The following is a 20257-nucleotide window of genomic DNA, read 5'->3' on the forward strand; positions in this document are numbered from 1 at the left end:
TACGAGCCGAGCGATGAAAAACGCCCTTCCGGTTGCCCTGATGTCACTGGGCGGGCTTTACGTCTCGCAAAGCGTGCTTGGCGGGTTCATGTGGACTGCCCTGCCCGCCTATCTACGCAGTCAGGGCATGGCGCTGGACCATCTGGGCTTTCTGTCGCTGCTGGTCCTGCCGTGGGCGTTGAAGATGCTGTGGAGCCCGCAGGTCGAACGCTGGCGTCGCCCCGCACCGGGCATCACCCGCACGCGCGGCGTCATCTTGATCGGCTGGGCCGCGACCGTGCTGACTGGCATCGGGCTGATCTGGGCAGAAACGGCGCCCTTTGCCATCCTGCTGGCGGGGCTGATGCTGATCGCCACGGCCACCGCAACCGTCGATATTGCCTGCGACGGCCACGCGGTCGAGGCGTTCGCCCCCAAGGATTACGGCTGGGCCAATGCGATGCAGGTCGGCGGGGCCTATGCTGGCGCGGCGCTTGGCGGCGGGCTGGTTCTGGTCGCGCTTGGCCGCTGGGGCTGGGGTCCGGGCATGATGACGATGCTGGCGCTGATGCTGCTGTGCAGCATGCCCTTTGTGCTGCTGCGCCAGCCGCAGCCGCTTGGTCCACCCGCAGCGGCGGGGCCAAGCCTGCGTGCGGCGCTGGCCCGTCCCACGACGTTGCAGGGGCTGGCCGTCACCGCGCTTTATGTCTCGGCCATGAAATCCTCGACCGGGTATTTCGGGCCGTTTCTGGTCGATAGCGGTTTCAGCCTGACCAATATCGGCATCTTTGGCGCGACGGGTGCGATGATCACGGGACTGGCCGGGGCGATGCTGGGCGGCCTGATCGTATCCGCGCTGGGAGCGCCCTTAGTGCTGCTGGCCGCATTGGGGGCGCAGGCGGTCGTGCTGATTTATTGCATGATTGCCGCATCGGGCGCGTCCGGGCTGGTGCCGGGTCTGCCGTGGATGGTGCAGATTGTTTCGCCTGCCTTCATGGCCGTGGGTTTCGTGGCGCTTTACGCGCGTTTCATGGCCTGGTCCGATCCGGCGCAGGCAGGCGTGGATTTCACGATTTTCCAATGCGCCGACGCGCTGATCAGCATGGCCTTCGGCGTGCTGGCGGGCCAGATCATTAGCTGGCTGGGCTATCCGGCGCAATTCGGGTTGTCGCTGGCCTTGTCGGCGCTTTGCTTTGCCAGACTGCGCGCCTTGCTGCCTGCCCCCGTGCAGGCCAGCCCTTAGGTCAACTGCCCCGGCTGCCCGCTTTCATCCTTAAGCAAGACCCCGGTCGCGCCGATACGCTGCGCCTCGGCCACCAGCCATGCCAATCGGTCTGCGGCCGCCTCATGTGTCAGCCCGCCGCGCAGATGGATGTTCGACACGCAATTGCGCGCGCTGTCGCGCAGGCCGGGCCGGGGGTTCAGCGTGAGATAGGCGCCAAGGCTGTCGGCAACCGACAGGCCCGGACGTTCGCCGATCAGGACCAGCACCATCTGCGCGCCCAAGGCCGCGCCGATGGGATCACCGATCGCGACCCGCCCGCCGTGCACCAGAACGACCGGCTGATCGGCCAGCAGAGGCAGGCGTTCCGACAGGGCCGCGACCACCCCCGGCACCTGTGCCATGACGGCAGGGGCGGACAATCCATCGCAGATCACCAGTGCCAGCGGGCAATCAAGGCGGGGCAGATCGGCACCGTCGGCCAGTTGCCGACCCAGATCGGGACGGCGCAGATAGGTGGCGCGGTCCACGGCGCGGCTTTCGACCAACAGACAGGGGCGCGGGGCCAGCCTTTCGGCCAGCGCGGCCATGTCGGGTGCGGCATGAATGGCATCGCGGGCCGCCGCGTGATCTTCCTGAAATGCCAGCAGCGCGGAAAGCGGCATGGGCCGCGCCGCCGCATCCAGCCGCACACGGGCGGGGGTCAGTCGGCGCAGACCTGCGAAATCAGGCGCGCTCATGCCGACAGCCCCATGCGGCGGGCCATTGCCGCCGGATCGGGCAACGCGCGGGTGCCCTGCCCCGCCAGCCCGAATTCAGCCAGCCAGCGGGCAAATTCCGGCGCGGGACGCAACCCCGTCACCTCGCGGAGATAGGTGATATCTTCAAAGGCAAGGCTTTGATAACCCAGCATCACGTCATCGGCCCCCGGCACCGTGATCACAAAGCTGACGCCCGCCTGCGCCAGCAGCGTGGCAAGGTTGTCCATGTCGTCCTGATCGGCCTCGACGTGGTTCGTGTAGCAGACATCCACGCCCATCGGCAGGCCAAGCAGCTTGCCGCAGAAATGATCTTCCAGCCCGGCGCGGGTGATCTGCTTGCCGTCATACAGGTATTCTGGCCCGATGAATCCCACGACCGTATTGACCAGCAACGGATGAAAAGCGCGGGCCACGGCATAGGCCCGCACCTCCAGCGTCTGTTGATCGACGCCGTGATGCGCGTCCGAAGACAGCGCCGCCCCCTGCCCGGTTTCGAAATACATGCAGTTCTGTCCAACCGTGCCCCGCGCGGCGGCCAGCCCCGCATCATAGGCTTCGGCCAGAATATCCAGCGAGACGCCGAAGCCGTCATTCGCGGCCTGCGTCCCGGCGACCGACTGAAAGATCAGGTCCACGGGCGCGCCGCGTTCCAGCAGGGTCAGGGCGTTCGTCACATGGGTCAGCACGCAGCTTTGCGTGGGAATCGCAAAGGTCTGGCGCATGTCGTCCAGCGCGACCAGCAGCGAATGGCAGTTCGCGATATTGTCCGAGGCAGGGTTGATCCCGATGACCGCATCGCCCGCGCCCTGTAAAAGCCCGTCCAGCACGGATACCGCGATGCCACGCGGATCGTCTGCCGGATGGTTGGGCTGCAGCCGCGTGGCCAAAGTGCCCCGTCCGCCGATGGTATTGCGGAATGCGGTGATCACCTCGACCTTGCGGGCGACGCGGATCAGGTCCTGATTGCGCATCAGCTTGCTGACCGCCGCGACCATCTCGGGGGTCAGGCCCGGCGCCAGCTTTGCAAGCGATGCCGCATCGGCGGCAGGCGACAACAACCAGTCGCGCAATTCCCCGACCGTCATCGAGGCGACAGCCGCAAACGCCGCCCTGTCGTGGCCGTCGATGATCAGCCGAGTCACCTCGTCGGTTTCATAAGGGACCAGCGCGTTGTTCAGGAATTCGGCCAGCGGCAGGTCCATCAGAACCCGCCGCGCGGCCACCCGCTGCAGCGCGGATTCAGCAGCGATTCCGGCCAATTGATCGCCCGACCGCTCGGGCGAGGCGGCGGCCATCACCGCAACCAGATCATCGAACCGAAAGCTTTCGCCACGGGCTGTCGCGCGGTAAGTCATCAAAGCGCCTTCAGTTGCGCGGGCCAATCGGGATCGCCGGTGATCTGGCGAAAGCGCATAAGCTTCCACATGCCGTATTTGTGGAAATCGAAATCCAGCCGCGAAACGCGCAACTGCACCATCGACCACAGCGCCCATTTCACATCCGCCAGCGCCTTGTGCACCGTAACGCGGGCCACAAGATCGCGCGGGGCGCTGCCGAAATATTCTTCGATCAGTTCCATTTCCTGCGCGGGCGTAAAGAACATCTCGCCGAACCAGATGCCCAGATCATAGCAACGGTCATTCATCGAGCTGTATTCGTAATCGATCAGCATGATCGACCCGTCCGGCCCGATCATGAAATTGCCGGGCATCGGATCGTTGAAGCAGGGAACCAGATCCATGCCAGCCGCCATCAGGGCCTCGCGCGCCATCGTCTCATTCAGCATGACCCAATCATGGTGCCGAAAACGCGGCGCGTCCAGCGTGGCGCATTGCGCGGCATGTTCGTCGATCATGTCGAATACGGTCTTTGTCAGCCCCAGCGCGGGAAGCCCATGCATCCGGCGATAGGCCGCGATTGCCGCGACGCGCTTGTCCAGCGACGCGAAATCGCTGTGGGTAGACGGGCGGTGCGCAGGCAGGAAATCGTTGATCTCGACCCCGCGATGGGCCAGATCGTCATGCACGCGCGGTCCCAGCCCCGCCGCCGCCGCCTTTTGCGAGGCGTCAAGCGCGGCCCGGCGGTCGATGAACATTTCGGTCCCCTGCCCCGGCACCTTGACGAACCAGTCACCCGTGCCGTCGGTCGCCTGCACACGCCAGTTTTCGTTCGAAATCCCGCCCGAGACGGGGCCATAGACCATACCCCTGCCGCCCCGAAACAGCGGCGCGTCGCGGATGACCTGCTCGATCGTTTCTTCCAGCGGGTGGGCTGCCGCACCGATGGGTTTCATCATCATGCTGCAATCCTTTCGCGGCTCAGGCGGATCAGCTGTTCGAAATCCGGGTGGTTCAGCACCAGACGCAGGCGCATCAGCCGCCATTCGCCATATTTCAGCCATTCGACATTGCGGCGGACAGAGACAAGGGCCAGCCGCCGCGCCCAAAATGCGTGCAGCATGTCGTCAACCGCCGACCATAGCCGGGCGCGGGCAAAGGCTGCCTGATCGAAATGCCCCCAATAGACGCTAAAGGCCGCGTGCATGTCCTGCGGGAAATCCGTCGCCTCGGCCAGCAGACAGCCCACATCGTAAAGCGGGTCGTTCATGCCGGCGCGGTCGAAATCGACCAGCATCACTTGCCGATCAGGCCCCAGCATCAGGTTCGAGGCCGAGCCGTCATTGCGGCACGGTGCCAGTGCGGCATCGTCCAGCATGGGTTCCAGCAAGCCGATCACCCGACGCAGCCAGATGCTATCTTCGGGCAAAACCTGCAGCGCCGCCAAGGCTTCGATCTGCGCATCGATCGCAGCGAACGGATCAAAGCGATGCGTCAAAGGCGCCGTTTCATGCAACTGCCGCAAAGCCAGTATCGCGTCGGGCAATGCCGCTTGCAGGCTGTATTGCGTGGCCGTGCGCCAACCTTGCGTCAAGCCCTGCATGGCTATGCTGCCAAGCCCGGAATCGGACCAGATGACACGCGGTGCGACACCTGCCGCACCGGCCTGCGTTGCAAGTTGCATCGCGGCGGGCAGATCGAACCCGTCCCGCATTTCGGGATGCATCCGCTTCAGAAAGACCGGCCCGTCCGGCGTTTCGACCAGAACCGAGCGGCTTTCCAATGCCTTGTAGCTGGGCGAGGCAAGGGGCGACGGTCCGGGTTCAAAAGGCAGCCCGCCAAGTCCCGCCGCCGCCATTGCCTGCGCCATATCGACATCTTCGGTCAGCGCCGTCATCACGCGCGATCCAGATTGCCGCCCGCCGCGTCGATGCGTCGGATCATCTCGACCAGCACGTCGCCACCTGCGGCCAGGTCTTCGGGGCTGGTATATTCGTCATTGCGGTGAATGACCCCCCCGACCGAGGGCACTGCGACAACGATCGAGGGCACGACCGCATTCACCGCCACCGCATCATGGCCGCCGATGGTATCCAGCCGCATCCGGGCATAGCCGAAGTCATCGGCGATCTTTTCCGTCAGCGCCACCAGCCGGGGATCGAACTTGCCCGCATCTCGCCGGTCGATCGACATGATCTGCGCGCTTGTGGCCGCTTTGGCGGCCAGCCCCGGCAGGGCCTCGCGCAGCCTGGTTTCGGACCATTCAAGCATCACGGGTTCGGGTGCGCGCAATTCGACAAAAAGCACGGCCTTTCCCGGCACGATATTGGGCGAGTTGGGCGACACATCGACCCGCGCGACCGAGGTGAACAGCGTATCTGCCGCCGTATCAGCCAGCTCGCGGACAAAGGCGATGATATAGGCCGCGCCCAGCACGGCGTCTTTGCGATCTTCCATGGGCGTGGGGCCGGTATGGTTCTGTTCGCCCGTCACCTCGATACGAACCTTCAGCGCGCCCCAGTGACGCAGGAATGGTGCGATACGGGTGCCTGCCCGCTCCATCTTGGCATCGCCTTCGATATGGATTTCCAGATACAGATCGGGACGCGGCGCGGGATCGCTGCCCTTGTAGCCGATGCGGACCAGTTCCTCGGCCACGGACTTGCCGTCGCGGTCGCGCCGCTCAAGCGCCCAGTCCAGATCGACCGCCCCGGCAAAGACCGATGATCCCAGCAGGCTGGGCTGGAACCGCGCGCCTTCCTCATTCATCCAGTCTGCGATGACATAGTTGCAGCGCGGGGTGATGCCCTGCTCGGCCGCGTCGCGGCGGAAGCTTTCGATGGCGGCCAGCGCCGCTACGACGCCATAAGTGCCGTCAAAGCGCCCGCCCTTTGGCTGGCTGTCCAGATGCGAACCGATCATCACCAAAGGCGCATCCGGCCCTGCCAGATCAATGCGCCCGAACAGGTTGCCGATTTCATCGACAAGGACGCGATAGCCCCGGTCGCGCATCTGCCCGGAAAACCAGTCGCGCGCCGCCTTATGCGCATCGGTCAGCGCGGGCCGGTCGATACCACCATCGCCGGTCGAGCCGAATTCGGAAATCCTGTCCATCAGCGCGCCCAGCAGATCAGCGTCGATGCGGGTCAGCGAAAGGGTGTCAGACATGCGTGGCCTCATTGGTCGGATTCAGGAAACAGGCGGCGAGCGCCTGACCGCCGCGCGACAGCAATGCCGGGTTCTGGCTGCGGCAACGGTCGAAAGCCTGCGGGCAACGGCTGGCAAAGGCGCAGCCGGGCGGCAGGTCGATCGGACTGGGTGGCTCGCCCTCCAGCAGGCAGTCTTCGGGACGATAGCGGCGCAGCTCCAGCGTCGGGGCTGCGGACAAAAGCGCGCGGGTATAGGGATGGCCGGGGTCAAAGAACAGCCGGTCATTCGGCGCGACCTCGACCGCTTCGCCCAGATACATCACGGCGATGCGCGAACAGACCTGCCGCACCATGGTCAGGTCGTGGCTGATAAAGATATAGGTAAAGCCGTGCTGCGCCTGCAGCCGCTCGAACAGGTCCAGAAGCTTGCCCTGTTCCGTCTGATCCAGCGCGGACAGGGTTTCATCCATGATCAGCAGGCTAGGTTCCAAAATCATGGCGCGGGCCACGTTCAGGCGCTGGCGCTGCCCGGCCGACAGCCCTGTCGGCAGGCTTTCATACAGGCCGGGATGCAGGCCCACTTCGGACATCACCGCCCGCGCCCGGTCCCGCCGCTCGGCGCGGTTGCCGATGCGGTGGATCTTCAGCGGCTCCTCAAGGATTGCGCCGATGGGCGATTGCGGCGGCAGCGAGCCATAGGGGTCTTGCAGCACAAGCTGAAACTCGCGCCGCAATTCCCGCAGGCGTCTGGCCGAGGCCGCGCCGACATCTTCGCCCTGAAACAGGATCTGCCCGCCATCGGGACGCTCAAGCCCGGTCAGCAGCCGCATCAACGAAGATTTGCCGCAGCCGGATTCGCCCACGATGCCGAAATTGTCCCCGGCAAAGACATCGAAATCGACGTGACGGACGGCCTGCACCAGCGCCTTGCCGGATTTGCCGCGCGTTTCATAAGCCTTTGAAACCCCTCGGACGGACATGATCGGCTTTTCGGTCGCCGCAGGGCGACGGCGTTGCGGACCTTCCTGCCAAAGCGTCGGCAATTCAGCGATCAGCGCGCTGGTATAGGCGTGCTGGGGCGCGGCTGTCAGCCGATCGGGCGTCTGGCGTTCCACCACCCGCCCCTTGTTCAGCACCATCACCTCATCCGAGGCGTCGCAGGCCACTGGCAGCGATGAGCAGATGAACAGGATCGCGGTGGAAAATTCACTGTTCAGCTCACGCATAAGCTTCAGGATCTGGGCGGCGACGGTCACATCCAAAGGCTGGGTGATGTTGTCGGCAATCAGCAGCGCCGGGTCCGAAATCAGCGCATCGACGATCATCGCGCGCTGCATCATCCCGCCGGAATACTGGAACGGATATTCGTGAAAACGCCGTTCAGCAGCCGGGATGCGCACCGCTTGAAGCAGCCGGATCGCCTTGGCCTTGGCGTCAGAGGCGGAAATATCGGGACGCACGGCGCGCAGCTTTTCGACCAGTTGCGCACCGACCGTCATGGTCGGGTCCAGCGCCCCCGCAGGATTGCCACCGACATAGGCGATCTCGCGGCCCGCAAGGCCGCGGGCATAGGCGCGATCCGCCAGCAGGTCACGGCCCTTGAACAGAACCTGTCCGGCGGTGACGCGCAGGGGGGCCGCGATCCAGCTTGCCAGCGTGCGCGCCAGCACCGTCTTGCCCGAGCCGCTTTCACCGATCACCGACAGGATCTGGCGTGGTTTCAGATCGAACCCGATGCCTTCAAGGATTTGACGCGGGCCGTCGGGGCCGTCGGCAACCACCGACAGACCGCGCACGGAAAGCAGCGTGGTTTCGGATGCGGTGTCCAGCATCTCAGGCCCCTCCGTAGATGGCGTTGCGGGCACGTTCCAGACTGGCGCCCATCAGGTTGATCGAGGTCAGGACCAGCACCAGAAACACACCGGGCATGGTGGCGATCCACCAGGCGTTCATCAGGTATTTCCGCCCATCCGAGATGATGTTGCCGAATGTCGGCGTCGGCGGCTGCACCCCCAGCCCCAGAAAGCCCAGAACGGATTCGAAGATCATCATTCGGGCAATATCCAGGACGGCAACAAAGGCCATGGGCGGCAGCACAAGCGGCAGCAGCAGCGTGAACATGATGCGCCAGTCCGTGGCGCCAAGCACCATGGCACCGCGCACATATTCCTTTTTGCGCTCGGCCATGACGGTCGAACGCATCACGCGGGCATAGACCGGCCAGCCCGCAAGCCCCAGGACCAGAATGATCGACGGGATCGTGGGGCGCGACACACCCAGAATGGTGATGGCAAGGATGATCATCGGGATCGAAAGCTGCGCATCGGTCAGCCGCATCAGCACCGTGTCGATGCGCCCGCCGAAATAGCCGGCAAAAAGCCCGATCAGCGCCCCGACCAGCAGCATGAGAACCGTGGTGGAAACACCGATCAGCAGCGAATAGCGCAGCCCGACAAGCGCCCGGACCAGCATGTCGCGGCCAAGCTGGTCGGTGCCCAGCGGATGGGCCCAGGTCCACCCCTCGCCCATGAAGACGGGCGGGGTCAGCTTGGCCTTGATGTTCATCTTGGTCGGATCAATCCCCGACAGCTGCGGATAAAGCAGCGCGGCGGCAATCAGCAGCGTCAGCACGATCAGACCGATGCGGAACTCGACCGAGGCGAAAGCCTGTTGCCAGATCCGGGTCGAGACCTTGCGTTCACGCGCGATCTCGGGCGGGGCAGAGGTAATATCCATGCTGCTCATCAATATTCCAGCCTTGGGTCGATGGCCGTCGCGATCAGATCGACGGCGATGTTGATCAGGACAAAGGCGGCGGCGGTCACGATGGCGATGCCCTGAATCAGCGGGAAATCGCGCTGCATCACAGCATTGATCGTCAGAAGGCCAAGGCCGGGATAGTCAAAGATGAATTCGATCACCAGGACGCCGCCCAGAAGCATCGAGAACTGCACACCCAGCAGATTGAGCAGCGGCACTGACGAATTTTTCAGCGCATGACGAAAGACGATCTGGTTGCGGGTCAGTCCGCGCACCCCGGCAATATCAATGAAATTCTGCCGCATGACCCCTGCGACCGATACGGTCAGCGTGCGGATGACAAAGGGCGCGATTTCGATGGCCAGCACCAATGCAGGCAGGATCGTGTAAGCAAACCCCTGATAGCCGATGGCAGGCATAAGCTGCAGTTTCACCGACAGGATCAACGCCAGCACGATCCCCAGCCAGAAATTCGGCAGGCTGACGAACAGCGATGACAGATAAAGCGCCATGCGATCCGGCCAACCGCCCGGACGAAGCCCGCCCCAGACCCCGATGGGTACGGCAATGATCAGCGCAAAGACCATTGCCAACAGCGCAAGTTGCAGCGTCATCGGCGCAGTTTCGGCGATTAGCGTCAGCACTTCGGCACGTTCGCTGCGCGTCGTGTCATCGAAACTCGCGCCGCCCACGGCCGCGCCATTTGCCGGGCGCACAAAGGACTGACCCAGATCGCCCTGCATGACGCCGCCCATATAGCGACCGAATTGCTGCCATATCGGATCGCGCAGGCCCATGTCGGTGGCGATCTGTTCGATCAGCGCCTCGGGGGCCATGCCGCCGGCCATGAGGCGCACCGGATCACCGGGCACGACACGCAGCAGTGTGAAAATCAGCGCCGAGACCAGAAAGACGATGATCGCCCCCTGAAACAACCGACGCGCTAGGAATCGAAGGATGAACATCTGCGGCTCCGCAAAGCGTGGCGACAGGCCGGGGCCCCCGTATCACGGGCCCCGGCTGGACAGGCATCAGGCGATGGTGGTGGTCGCCGCGTCGCTTTGCCCGTCGGGATAGATGAACAGGCCGTCCACATCCGCCCGCATCCCGTGGATAAGGACCGAGGTGAACAAGCTGAGCGCCGGAACCTTGTCGGCCAGCATCGGCATCAGATTGGTCTGCAACGATTCCTTGCGCGCTTCCATCGAATGGGCGTTCCGCTCGGCGTCCAGTGCGGCGTCGATTTCAGGGTCTTCGATGCCGGTGATCCGCTTGGCGCTGGAATGGAAATGCGTGCGCAGAACCAGATCAGGCTCGGGCGAGCCGGTGGACCAGCCGCAATCGACCATGTGGCCCGGCCCGCCGCCCGGACGGTCGTAAAGCCGCTCGTTCCATGCCGCGACCTCCATCACGTTCAGCGTGACGGGAAAGCCCTGCTCCTGCAGCAGCGCGGTGATGACCTCGCCATATTCCTTGGTCTTGGGATAAAACCCGGTCGAGGTGATGTATTCCAGATCCGGCAAGCCTTCGCCGCCCGGAAAGCCCGCCTCGGCCAGCAGACGCTGGCATTCTTCGGGATTGTATTCGGGATAATTCGGAATATCGAAATATCCGAACTTGATGGGCGAAATGAAGTTGTTCGACGCCTCGCCCGCCGTGCCCATGATCTCCATGATCATGCTGCGATCGATCGCATGGGCCGCGGCCTTGCGCACACGCGGATCGTTGAATGGCGGTTTCGAGCAGCGGAACCACAGGTATTTGTTCTCGACCGAGACAAGACGCGACAGCTTGATCCCCGCCTCGCCCTGCAGGGTTTCGACCTGCTCGGGTTCCAGACGTTCGATCACGTCGGCCTGGCCGTTCATCAGCGACAGCATCCGCGTGGTGGCATCGCCGACAAAGCTGAACGTAACGCCCGGCACCTTGGGCGCGCCACGGAAGTAGCCGGGGAACGCCTCCATGACGGTATTGTTGCCTTGCTGGGCCACGAATTTGAACGGCCCCGTGCCGTTCAGGCGCTGCGACAAAGGCCCCTTCGGCCCGGCCGCCACATCGGTGGCCGACAGGATCGGCAGATAGGACGCAAGGAAGATGAACAGCGACGCACCATAGCCGCCCTTCGAGGTATCGACCACGACGGTATAATCGTCCGGCGTCGTCACCTCGAACGTATCTGTCGGACCGGGATAGACCTGTTTGGGGCGATCCGCCATCGCGCCGTATTCGAAGGTCGCCTTGACGTCTTCGGCCTTGAAGGGCTTGCCGTCATGGAATGTCACGCCCTCGCGCAGCTTGATCTGCAGGCGGTGGGCGTCCAGTTCGGTGATCTCGGTCGCCAGCTCATAGACGACCTCATCGGGCTGTTCCGGGCGCATCGGCGCACGGGTCAAATAGCCCATGACGAAGCCTTCGATATTGGTCTGCGACAACGTGGTGTGCGCGGTCGGGTCCCAGTTCCCGGTGATGTTTTCCGCCGACAGAAACACCAGCGGCCGCGCGCCCTGCGCATAGGCCGAGCTGAAGAAGAAGTCGGGATTGATGCGGGCCGCGCCGAAAAGCGCCCCGGCGGCCGCGCCGTAACGAAGGAAGTTCCGTCTATCCATCTCACTCTCCTGTTGGATTGGGTCGCGGTCTTACGCCGCTTGTTGCTTGCGGGTGTCGGCCAGCTTTTCCAGCATGGCGCGATGCAGTTCCGGGGTGGCCGCGGCAAGCACGTCACCTGACGAGTCGACGCCCAGTTCATCCCCGTGCCAGTCGGTGATCACGCCGCCCGCGCCGCGGATCACCTGAACAACCGGCAGATAGTCATAGGGCTGCAGCCCGGTTTCCAGCACCAGGTCGCAATGCCCCGAAGCCAGCAGCGCATAGTTGTAGCAATCTCCGCCAAAGCGGATCAGCCGTGCCGACTGGCGCAGCGCCTCGAACGCGGCAGCCTTTGTTCCGGTGAATAGCAACGGGTCGGTGGTATAGGCAAAGGCCTGCGACAGGTCGCGGCATTCGCTGGTCTGGCAAGGCTGGCCGTTCAGTGTCGTGGGCCGCCCGGCGATCCCGCTCCAGCGTTCGTCGGTCGCGGGCATGTCGATCTGGCCCAGACAGGGTTTGCCGCCATCCAAAAGCGCCAGAAGCTGGCCGAAAAGCGGATGACCTGTCACAAAGCTTTTCGTGCCGTCGATAGGATCGACGATCCAGACATGCTGCCGATCCGCATGAAGGGGGGCTTCCTCCTCTCCGAAGATGCCGTGATCGGGCCATGCGGCGATGATGCGGGCGCGAATGTAAGCCTCGATCTCGCGGTCGGCCACCGTCACGGGGCTGTCATCGCCCTTGTGTTCAACCCCAAGCGGCTGGCGAAAATAGCGCGCCGCAATGTCGCGCGCACCGTCCGCCGCAAGGTTTGCGAAACGCAACGCTTCGTCCAGATTGACCATCAGCCGCCCTTCGTGGATTTATGTGGAACTTATCGCCAGACAAACCCAATACGCCAATCTAATCCACATAAAAATTAACAGATCGTCATATTATCGCAGTTTAGCCGTGTTTTTGTGCGGAACTGCCCCAAAATTCGCCGCTGAACCTATGGCATTTGGCAAAAATCGCATATAAATCCACAAACGAAAGTTGCAAATGTGGCATTTCTCTGGCGGCGTGCTAGGCAGAAGCCAATCAGAAGGAGATCGGCATGTGGTCGCACGAGCGTCAGGGCAAGATTCTGGAAATGCTGGTCCGCGATGGCAAGGTGATGACGAATCAACTGGCCGATCTGTTCAACGTCTCGCGTGAGACCGTTCGCCGCGACCTGCTGGAGATGGAGGAAACCGGCAGTCTGACGCGCGTGCATGGCGGCGCGATCCAGTCAGGCCCCGACATCACGCCCGAAGCCGCTTTCGACATTCGCCGCAGCGCCGATGCCAGCGCAAAGGATGCAATCGGCGAAGCGGCCTGCGCACTGATCGAGCCGGGCATGACGCTGATGATCGACACCGGAACGACGACATTGGCCTTTGCCCATGCGCTGGTGCGGCGCGGTCCGGTGCGCATCATCACCAATTCCATCGAAATCGCCCAACTTACCGCCGCCAGCGACTGCGAGACGCTTTTGCTGGGTGGTCGCCCGCACCGCGAGGTTCCCGGCACGTTCGGGGAGATGACGCTTTCCGAGGTGGACCGTTTTCTGGCCGATATGGCCATCATCTCGCCGGTGGGTCTGCATCCGCATCGTGGTGCGACGGATTATGAACTGCACGAGGCGGAGCTGGCCCGCGCCATGATGCGGCGTGCCAAGTCGCGGATGATCCTGTGCCATTCGGCCAAAATCGGGGCCGAAAGCCGGGTCGCGATCTGTGGCCTGGACGAAATCGACCACGTTGTGACCGATGCCCGCCCGAACGAGGTTTTCAGCCTGCCGCGCGGCCAGATGCATTTTACCGAGCCACGGCTTTCCGTCGCCGATCGGTCCATGCTGCAACGCTAGGCGGCTGGGGCAAGACCCGCTATCCGCAGGTCCTGCCATGCGCCGAGATCAGGCGAATTCGCGAACCTCTTGCCGCTGTTCGCCCAGCCCCTCGATTCCCAGCGTCATCACATCGCCCGCCTTCAGGAACATCGGCGGCTTCATTCCCATGCCGACGCCGGGCGGCGTGCCGGTCGTCACGATGTCGCCCGCTTCCAGCCGCATGAACTGCGACAGGTAGCTGACAAGATGCGCGATACCAAAGATCATCACCGAGGTGGTGCCGGTCTGGCGGCGTTCGCCATTCACGTCTAGCCACAGGCCAAGGTTCTGGACATCGCCCACCTCATCGCGCGTCACCAGCCAGGGACCGACCGGGCCAAAGGTCGGCAGACTTTTGCCCTTGAGCCATTGCCCGCCGCGCTCCAACTGATAGCTGCGTTCCGACACGTCATTGCAGATGCAGTATCCGGCGACGTGATCCAGCGCCTCGGCCTCGGTCACGCGGAATGCGGGGGTGCCGATGACAAAGGCGATTTCGACCTCCCAATCGGATTTTTGCGAACCCGCCGGGATCAGCACAGGATCGGTCGGGCCGGACAAGGATGACGGCGCCTTGCTGAAGACAATCGGCTCGGACGGGATCGGCATGTTCGATTCATGCGCGTGATCGACATAATTCAGACCGACCGCGATGAAATGCGACGGGCGTGGCACGCAGGGGCCAAGCCGGGTGTCGGCAGGGACCACGGGCAGCGATGCCGTGTCCAGCGCGGCCAGACGGGCCAGACCATCGGGCGACAGCGCGGCGGCGTCGAAATCGGCGATCACGCCGGACAGGTCACGGATCTGGCCGGATGCATCCATCAGGCCCGGCTTTTCACTGCCGGGGGCGCCGAAGCGGAGAAGTTTCATCTGTGCTTTCCTTGGGCAAGAAAAAGCCCGGCGGGTGTGAAGGCCCGCCGGGTCAGGGGGGTCAGTTGGTCAGCATCTCGGCAGGCAGGGGCTGGCCGAAATAATGTTCGTAAAAGCCGTTCAGCACGCCGTTATGCAGGTTCGTCGCAACCCATTCGTTGACCCATGCCTCAAGCTCGGGTTCGTTCTGGCGCAGGCCGACAGCCATGGGATAGGCGGCAAGTTCCAGCTTGATGTCCAGATTGCGCTGCGGGTTCTGCTTGATGACCGTCTGCGCGGTCGAAAGCGCGCCTGCCAGATAATCCTGTTGGCCGGTCTGGATCGCGGTGGTCGCCGTCGCCTCATCCTCATAGCGCACGATGCGGGCGTCGCCGCCGGTATCCTTGGCAGCCTTGGCCAGTTCGATATCCGAGGTGGTGCCACGCGCCACCGAAATCGCCTGCCCGTCCAGCGCCTTGAAATCCGCGACCGCCGCGTCTTTCGGCCCAAGGATGACCACCGGGATCACACCATAAGGACGCGAGAAAGAGATGACCTTTTTACGCTCCTCGGTGATCGAGAAGGATGCGATCACCAGATCGGCCTTGCTGGACAACAGGAACGGCACGCGGTTCGCGCCCGAGACCTGCACCACCTCAAGGTTGACGCCCAGATCCTTGGCCAACGCCTTGGCGGTATCGATGTCCAGCCCGGTCTGCTGCGCCTTGGCGTCCAGCATCCCGTAAGGCGGATGCGCGATGTCCACGGCGATGCGAACCGTGCCGCGCGCCTTGATTTCGTCCAGCGTATTGGCCTGCGCCTGCGGGCCAAAGCCCACCAGACCCAGCATCAGGGCCAGCGCCCCTGCCCCAAGAACGCCTCTGCGGTTCGTCTTAGTCATGTCATTCCCTCCCGGTTTATTATGAATTACAACCCGCTGCCGACGAATTGCCGCAACTCGTCGGTCTGGGGATTGGCCAGCATTTTTCCTGAACCCTGTTCCCAGACTTTGCCTTGATGCATGTAGACGACCTGATCTGCGACCTGCCGGGCAAAGGCCATTTCATGCGTGACCAGCACCATCGTCATGCCGCCCGCCGCCAGCTTGCCGATGACGCGCAGAACCTCTCCGGTCAGTTCGGGGTCAAGCGCGCTGGTCACTTCGTCAAACAGCATCAGCTTGGGGCGCATAGCCAAGGACCGCGCAATGGCGACGCGCTGTTGTTGCCCGCCCGAAAGTTGTTCGGGATAGGCGTCCATGCGGTCGCCCAGACCGACCTGCGCCAGTACCTCGGACGCCAATTCGCGGGCTTGGTCGCGGTTCAGCTTGCGGACCTTGCGCGGGGCCAGCGTGACGTTCTGTTTCACCGTCAGATGCGGGAACAGGTTGTAGCTTTGAAAGACGATGCCGACTTCCTGCCGCAGCGCCCGCAGATCGACGCCGGGACGGTGCAGGGAATAGCCGCAGACCTCCAGTTCACCGGCGCTGATCGGTTCCAGCGCGTTGATACAGCGCAGCGCGGTGCTTTTGCCCGATCCGCTGCGCCCGATCAGCGCAACCACCTGCCCCGGCGCGACGGTCAGGTCGATGCCCTTCAGCACCTCAAGCGCACCAAAGCTTTTGCGGACGCCCCGGAAGGTGACCAAGGGGGCGGCAGTGCCGGAAAGGCTGGCGGTGTCGATGGCGGACATGCTGGTCATGCGGCGCTCCGTGCTAGCTTGCGTTCAAAGCGGCAGGCGAACAGCGACAGCGGAAAGCAGATCGCGAAATATAGCGCCGCGGCGATGGTAAAGATGGCAAAGGGGGTGAAGGTGGCGTTGTTCAGCACCTTGGCCGAATAGGTCAGGTCAAAGAACCCGATCACCACCGAATAGGACGAGTTCTTGACGATCTGCACAAGGAAACCGACCGTCGGCGGAATGGCGATGCGCAGCGCCTGCGGCAGGATCACATAGATAAATTGCTGCGGTGCGCTGAGTGCCAGACATTCCGCCGCCTCGCGCTGGGTCTTGGGAACGGCCATCAGGCAGCCCTTCCAGATCTCGCCCAGATAGGCGCTGGAATACAGCGTCATGGCAATAGCCGCCGCCACCAAGGCAGACACCGAAAAGCCATAGATGCTGACCCCGAAATACACGACGAACATGATGACGGGCAGCGGCACGCCCTGCACGAACTGGACGTAAAGGCTGGATATGCGCCGCAGCCAACGCGACTTCGCGGATCGCGCCAGCGCCACCGGCAAGCCGATCACAGTGCCGCCGACAAAGCCCATCAGCGACAAAAGCAGCGTCCAGCCCGTGCCTTGCAGCAGAAATTGCAGTTGTTCTGGTGTCAGTCCCAACATCTCTGTTCCCCTCCCCGGACTGGATAGCTTGGTCTAAAGCGGCGTCCCCAAGCGCCGCAGTCGCGGAAAGCTGCCCCGCGCGACAAAGTGCAGCAGCAGGCGCAGCCCCGTCGCCAGGGCCAGATAGACCAGCGCGATCACCACATAGACGTCGAAGCCCCGGAAAGTGATGGACTGGATCTGATAGCCGACGCCCGTCAGCTCCTCGACCGAGATTTGCGACATGATGCTGGTCGCCAGCATCATCAGGATGAATTGGCTGATCAGCGCCGGGTAGACCCGTTCCGCCGCCTGCGGCAGCTGGATCGACCAGAACATCTGCCAGCGCGACAGGGCCAGACATTCGCCAGCCTCAAGCTCTCCCTTCGGGATCGACTGGAAACCGGCGCGCATGATCTCGGCGGAATAGGCGCCGGTGTTGATGACCAGCGCGATGACCGCCGCCGGGAACGGCCCGATGCGCGCGCCAAGCACCGCAAGGCCGAAGAACAGCCAAAAGACCTGGATCACCAAGGGCGTGTTCCGAATACCCTCGATATAGCCGGTGACAATCCAGCGCAGCCAGCGCGGTCCGTTCATCCGCGCCACAGCGCAGGCGGTGCCAAGCGCAAAGCCCGGCAGAATAGTCAGCAATGTCAGCCATATGGTCAGGCGGATGCCCGACCATATTTCGGCGCTGAAGCTGCCGATAAAGCTGAAGTCGAACGTATAGGCCAAGCGCGTCCCCCTCCCCTAAGCCGCGTGGTCATGGGCCTTGACAGCCCTTGGGTCAAAGTGAAATGACTTTTGCAGGCAATGTCAATTTATTTTCCGAGGGAGGGAAGGACATGACCGAACAGGGCGGGATCGTCGCGGGCGTCATCGTGCTGGATCAGGCAGATAACGTCGCAGTGGCACGGGCGGAAATTCCGGCGGGCGGGGCCAGCGGGCTTGCAGGAATCGCAGCGGCGCAGACCATTCCCAGCGGCCACAAGATCGCGACGCGGCCCATCGCGGCAGGCGAATCGGTGCTGAAATACGGGCAGAAGATCGGGCTGGCGAAATGCGACATCGCGCCGGGCGACCACGTGCATCTGCACAATCTTGCGATGCAGGACAGCGATGTGGGTCATGATTTCTGTTCGGACCTACGGGCGGTGGATTTCGTCCCCGAAGACCAGCGCCGGACGTTCCAAGGCTATGCCCGCCCCGATGGTCAGGCGGGGACGCGCAACTATATCGGCATCATTTCGTCGGTGAACTGTTCGGCCACGGTGTCCCACGCGATTGCCGACCATTTCAACCGCCACGGCGGTTTGGATGGCTTTGACAATATCGACGGCGTGGTCGCGCTGACGCATGGTCAGGGCTGCGCCATCGGCACGGATACCGAAGGGTATCAATACCTTATCCGCACCTTGCACGGCTATGCCAGGAACCCGAATTTTGGCGGCATCCTGATGATCGGGCTGGGCTGCGAGGTGAACCAGATTTCGCTTATCCAGGAAAAATACGGGCTGAAGGACGGCCCGTTCCTGCGCACGATGACGATCCAGCAGCTTGGCGGCACGCGCAAGACCGTCGAGATCGCCTGTGGCCTGATCACCGAGATGTGCGAAGCACTGCGCTCGGTGGAACGGACCGAGCAGCCGCTGTCCAAGCTGAAGCTGGCGCTGCAATGCGGCGGCTCGGACGGGTATTCGGGAATTTCGGCCAATCCGGCGCTGGGGCACGCATCGGACCTGCTGGTGCGCCATGGCGGCACCGCAGTGCTAAGCGAAACACCCGAGATCTATGGGGCTGAGCATCTGCTGACCTCGCGCGCGGTCACGACCGATGTGGCGCAGAAACTGATCGACCGGATCGACTGGTGGGAAGGTTACACCAAGCGCCACGGCGCCGAGATGAACAACAATCCCAGCCATGGCAACAAGGCAGGCGGGTTGACCACCATTCTGGAAAAATCGCTGGGCGCAGTGGCCAAGGGCGGCTCGTTGCCGATGCAGGCGGTCTATGAATATGCCGAGCCCATCGACCAGACCGGCTTCGTCTTCATGGACACGCCCGGCTATGATCCGGTTGCCGTGACGGGCCAGATCGCAGGCGGGTGCAACATGCTGGTTTTCACGACCGGGCGCGGCTCGGTTTCCGGGTTCAAGCCGGTGCCCACCATTAAGGTTGCAACCAATTCCCGGATGTATTCGCATATGGACGAGGATATGGATATCGACTGCGGCGGCATCGTCACGGGCAGTCAGACCATTCAGGAAGCGGGCGAAGCGATCTTCGAAATGGTGCTGGCCGCTGCCTCGGGTCATCGGACGAAAAGCGAGATCTATGATTACGGAAACAACGAATTCGTCCCGTGGCAGATCGGCGCCATCACCTGATGAAAAGCTGCCCGCCTATCGCCGCATCGCCGATATTCTTGGCGATGCGATCCGCGATGGGCGGCTGCCTGCAGGCGCGTTGATCAAGGTCTCGGATGCGGCGGTGGTGTTCGAGTCCAGCCGCTCGCCCATCAAGCAGGCGTTTCAGATATTGCTGGATGACGGCCTGCTGTACCCCCATGACGGGCAGGGCTTCATCGTCGGCCAGCCCCAGCCCGTCAACCGCGCGACGCTGAGCCGTGAGTTGCTGGGGCTGGACGCAGCGCCCCTGACCTCATCCGTGCAGGACGATCTTTATTTCAAGCTGGAGCATGACCTGATCCTAAGCTCGATTTCCGGGCCTGCCCGGTTGAACGAACTGGCGCTGGCGCGGCATTACAATATCGGACGCAGCACGATCCGAGAGCTGATCTTTCGCGCCCAGACGGTCGGGATCGTCGAACGTGCCTCGGGCAAGTCATGGCGCATCGTGCCCTTCGATGTCGAACGCTGCCGCAATCTTTATGATCTGCGCATCCTGCTGGAGCCTGCGGCCCTGCTGCAAGCCGCGCCCCGCCTGCCCGCGGAGAAACTGGAACAGATGCACCAGCGATTGGTGCGCGCGGTGGCCGATCCCATGGCGCTTGGCGTCGGTCAGCTGGACCAGCTGGAATCCGACCTGCACCGCGACCTGCTGTCCTATTGCACCAATATCGAAATACCCGAGGCGTTGATCCGCACATCTCCGACCTATATCTGCGGCAAGCACGTGCAGGTCGCGTTGTCCGACAGCCCGACGATCGAGACGTTTCTGCACGACCATCTGGAGATCATCGAGCATTTGCGCGCCGGTCAACCGGACACCGCTGCGGAACTGCTGCGCGGGCATCTGGACCGTTCACGGGACCAGATCATCGGCAAGCTGCGTGAATTCCTGCGCCTGCCTGCACGCACCAACCGATTGCCGGGCTTTGGCAACAACGGCTGAGCTGCGTCAGGACAGCAG

Annotated in this window: 19 protein-coding genes; 4 read left to right on the forward strand and 15 right to left on the reverse strand. The window is 63.1% G+C overall.

Going from position 1 to position 20257, the window contains the following annotated elements; translation table 11 throughout:
• The first annotated feature begins 13 nt into the window (after window positions 1–13).
• A complete protein-coding gene (locus tag FN835_RS15930; RefSeq protein WP_142664218.1) occupies window positions 14–1222 on the forward strand; it encodes an MFS transporter in 1209 nt (402 codons plus the stop codon).
• Here the strand turns inward: FN835_RS15930 and eutC are convergent.
• From eutC to FN835_RS15980, 10 genes are all read right to left on the reverse strand, one after another.
• A complete protein-coding gene (gene eutC, locus FN835_RS15935) occupies window positions 1219–1941 on the reverse strand; it encodes an ethanolamine ammonia-lyase subunit EutC (protein ID WP_142664219.1) in 723 nt (240 codons plus the stop codon). The two genes, FN835_RS15930 and eutC, sit on opposite strands and share 4 nt — an antisense overlap.
• Window positions 1938–3317, reverse strand: coding sequence for an ethanolamine ammonia-lyase subunit EutB (locus FN835_RS15940; RefSeq protein WP_142664220.1), 1380 nt, complete (start codon window positions 3315–3317; stop codon window positions 1938–1940). The genes eutC and FN835_RS15940 overlap by 4 nt, the downstream gene beginning before the upstream one ends.
• Window positions 3317–4261 (reverse strand): choline/ethanolamine kinase family protein, encoded by a 945-nt coding sequence (locus tag FN835_RS15945; protein ID WP_142664221.1) that lies wholly within the window; start codon window positions 4259–4261, stop codon window positions 3317–3319. Before FN835_RS15945 ends, FN835_RS15940 begins: the two co-directional genes overlap by 1 nt.
• Entirely contained in the window at window positions 4258–5196 is a 939-nt protein-coding gene (locus FN835_RS15950) for a phosphotransferase (RefSeq protein WP_142664222.1), read from the reverse strand. Before FN835_RS15950 ends, FN835_RS15945 begins: the two co-directional genes overlap by 4 nt.
• Entirely contained in the window at window positions 5196–6467 is a 1272-nt protein-coding gene (locus FN835_RS15955; protein WP_142664223.1) for a Zn-dependent hydrolase, read from the reverse strand. Before FN835_RS15955 ends, FN835_RS15950 begins: the two co-directional genes overlap by 1 nt.
• A complete protein-coding gene (locus FN835_RS15960) occupies window positions 6460–8280 on the reverse strand; it encodes an ABC transporter ATP-binding protein (RefSeq protein ID WP_142664224.1) in 1821 nt (606 codons plus the stop codon). Before FN835_RS15960 ends, FN835_RS15955 begins: the two co-directional genes overlap by 8 nt.
• 1 nt (window position 8281) lies before the next feature.
• Entirely contained in the window at window positions 8282–9184 is a 903-nt protein-coding gene (locus FN835_RS15965; protein ID WP_246098769.1) for an ABC transporter permease, read from the reverse strand.
• A gap of 8 nt (window positions 9185–9192) precedes the next feature.
• Window positions 9193–10173 (reverse strand): ABC transporter permease, encoded by a 981-nt coding sequence (locus tag FN835_RS15970; protein ID WP_142664226.1) that lies wholly within the window; start codon window positions 10171–10173, stop codon window positions 9193–9195.
• A gap of 66 nt (window positions 10174–10239) precedes the next feature.
• Window positions 10240–11814 carry an ABC transporter substrate-binding protein gene (locus FN835_RS15975; protein ID WP_142664227.1) on the reverse strand — a complete coding sequence of 525 codons (1575 nt, stop codon included), beginning with the start codon at window positions 11812–11814 and terminating at the stop codon, window positions 10240–10242.
• Between the two features lie 30 nt (window positions 11815–11844).
• Window positions 11845–12639, reverse strand: coding sequence for an inositol monophosphatase family protein (locus FN835_RS15980; RefSeq protein WP_142664228.1), 795 nt, complete (start codon window positions 12637–12639; stop codon window positions 11845–11847).
• 251 nt (window positions 12640–12890) lie between these two features.
• Here FN835_RS15980 and FN835_RS15985 point away from each other — a divergent pair, with 251 nt between their 5' ends.
• Window positions 12891–13682: a DeoR/GlpR family DNA-binding transcription regulator gene (locus tag FN835_RS15985; protein WP_142664229.1), complete on the forward strand. Its 792-nt coding sequence runs from the start codon at window positions 12891–12893 to the stop codon at window positions 13680–13682.
• A 48-nt stretch (window positions 13683–13730) separates the two neighbouring features.
• Here the strand turns inward: FN835_RS15985 and FN835_RS15990 are convergent, their stop codons facing one another.
• The 5 genes from FN835_RS15990 to FN835_RS16010 all read right to left on the reverse strand — a co-directional run bounded on the left by FN835_RS15990 (window position 13731) and on the right by FN835_RS16010 (window position 17620).
• On the reverse strand, window positions 13731–14576 hold the full coding sequence (locus FN835_RS15990; protein ID WP_142664230.1) for a fumarylacetoacetate hydrolase family protein: 846 nt from the start codon (window positions 14574–14576) through the stop codon (window positions 13731–13733).
• A 61-nt stretch (window positions 14577–14637) separates the two neighbouring features.
• Entirely contained in the window at window positions 14638–15456 is an 819-nt protein-coding gene (locus FN835_RS15995) for a transporter substrate-binding domain-containing protein (RefSeq protein WP_142664231.1), read from the reverse strand.
• A gap of 26 nt (window positions 15457–15482) precedes the next feature.
• Entirely contained in the window at window positions 15483–16247 is a 765-nt protein-coding gene (locus FN835_RS16000; protein ID WP_142664247.1) for an amino acid ABC transporter ATP-binding protein, read from the reverse strand.
• Between the two features lie 5 nt (window positions 16248–16252).
• Window positions 16253–16903 carry an amino acid ABC transporter permease gene (locus FN835_RS16005; protein WP_142664232.1) on the reverse strand — a complete coding sequence of 217 codons (651 nt, stop codon included), beginning with the start codon at window positions 16901–16903 and terminating at the stop codon, window positions 16253–16255.
• A 33-nt stretch (window positions 16904–16936) separates the two neighbouring features.
• On the reverse strand, window positions 16937–17620 hold the full coding sequence (locus FN835_RS16010; RefSeq protein ID WP_142664233.1) for an amino acid ABC transporter permease: 684 nt from the start codon (window positions 17618–17620) through the stop codon (window positions 16937–16939).
• A gap of 110 nt (window positions 17621–17730) precedes the next feature.
• On the opposite strand from FN835_RS16010, the gene FN835_RS16015 reads away from it, so the two are divergent.
• Window positions 17731–19272: a UxaA family hydrolase gene (locus tag FN835_RS16015; protein ID WP_142664234.1), complete on the forward strand. Its 1542-nt coding sequence runs from the start codon at window positions 17731–17733 to the stop codon at window positions 19270–19272.
• Window positions 19220–20239, forward strand: coding sequence for a GntR family transcriptional regulator (locus FN835_RS16020; RefSeq protein ID WP_142664235.1), 1020 nt, complete (start codon window positions 19220–19222; stop codon window positions 20237–20239). The genes FN835_RS16015 and FN835_RS16020 overlap by 53 nt, the downstream gene beginning before the upstream one ends.
• The last annotated feature ends 18 nt before the right edge of the window (window positions 20240–20257 follow it).

Origin of the sequence: Paracoccus laeviglucosivorans (assembly GCF_900182695.1) — a bacterium.
GTDB lineage: Bacteria > Pseudomonadota > Alphaproteobacteria > Rhodobacterales > Rhodobacteraceae > Paracoccus > Paracoccus laeviglucosivorans.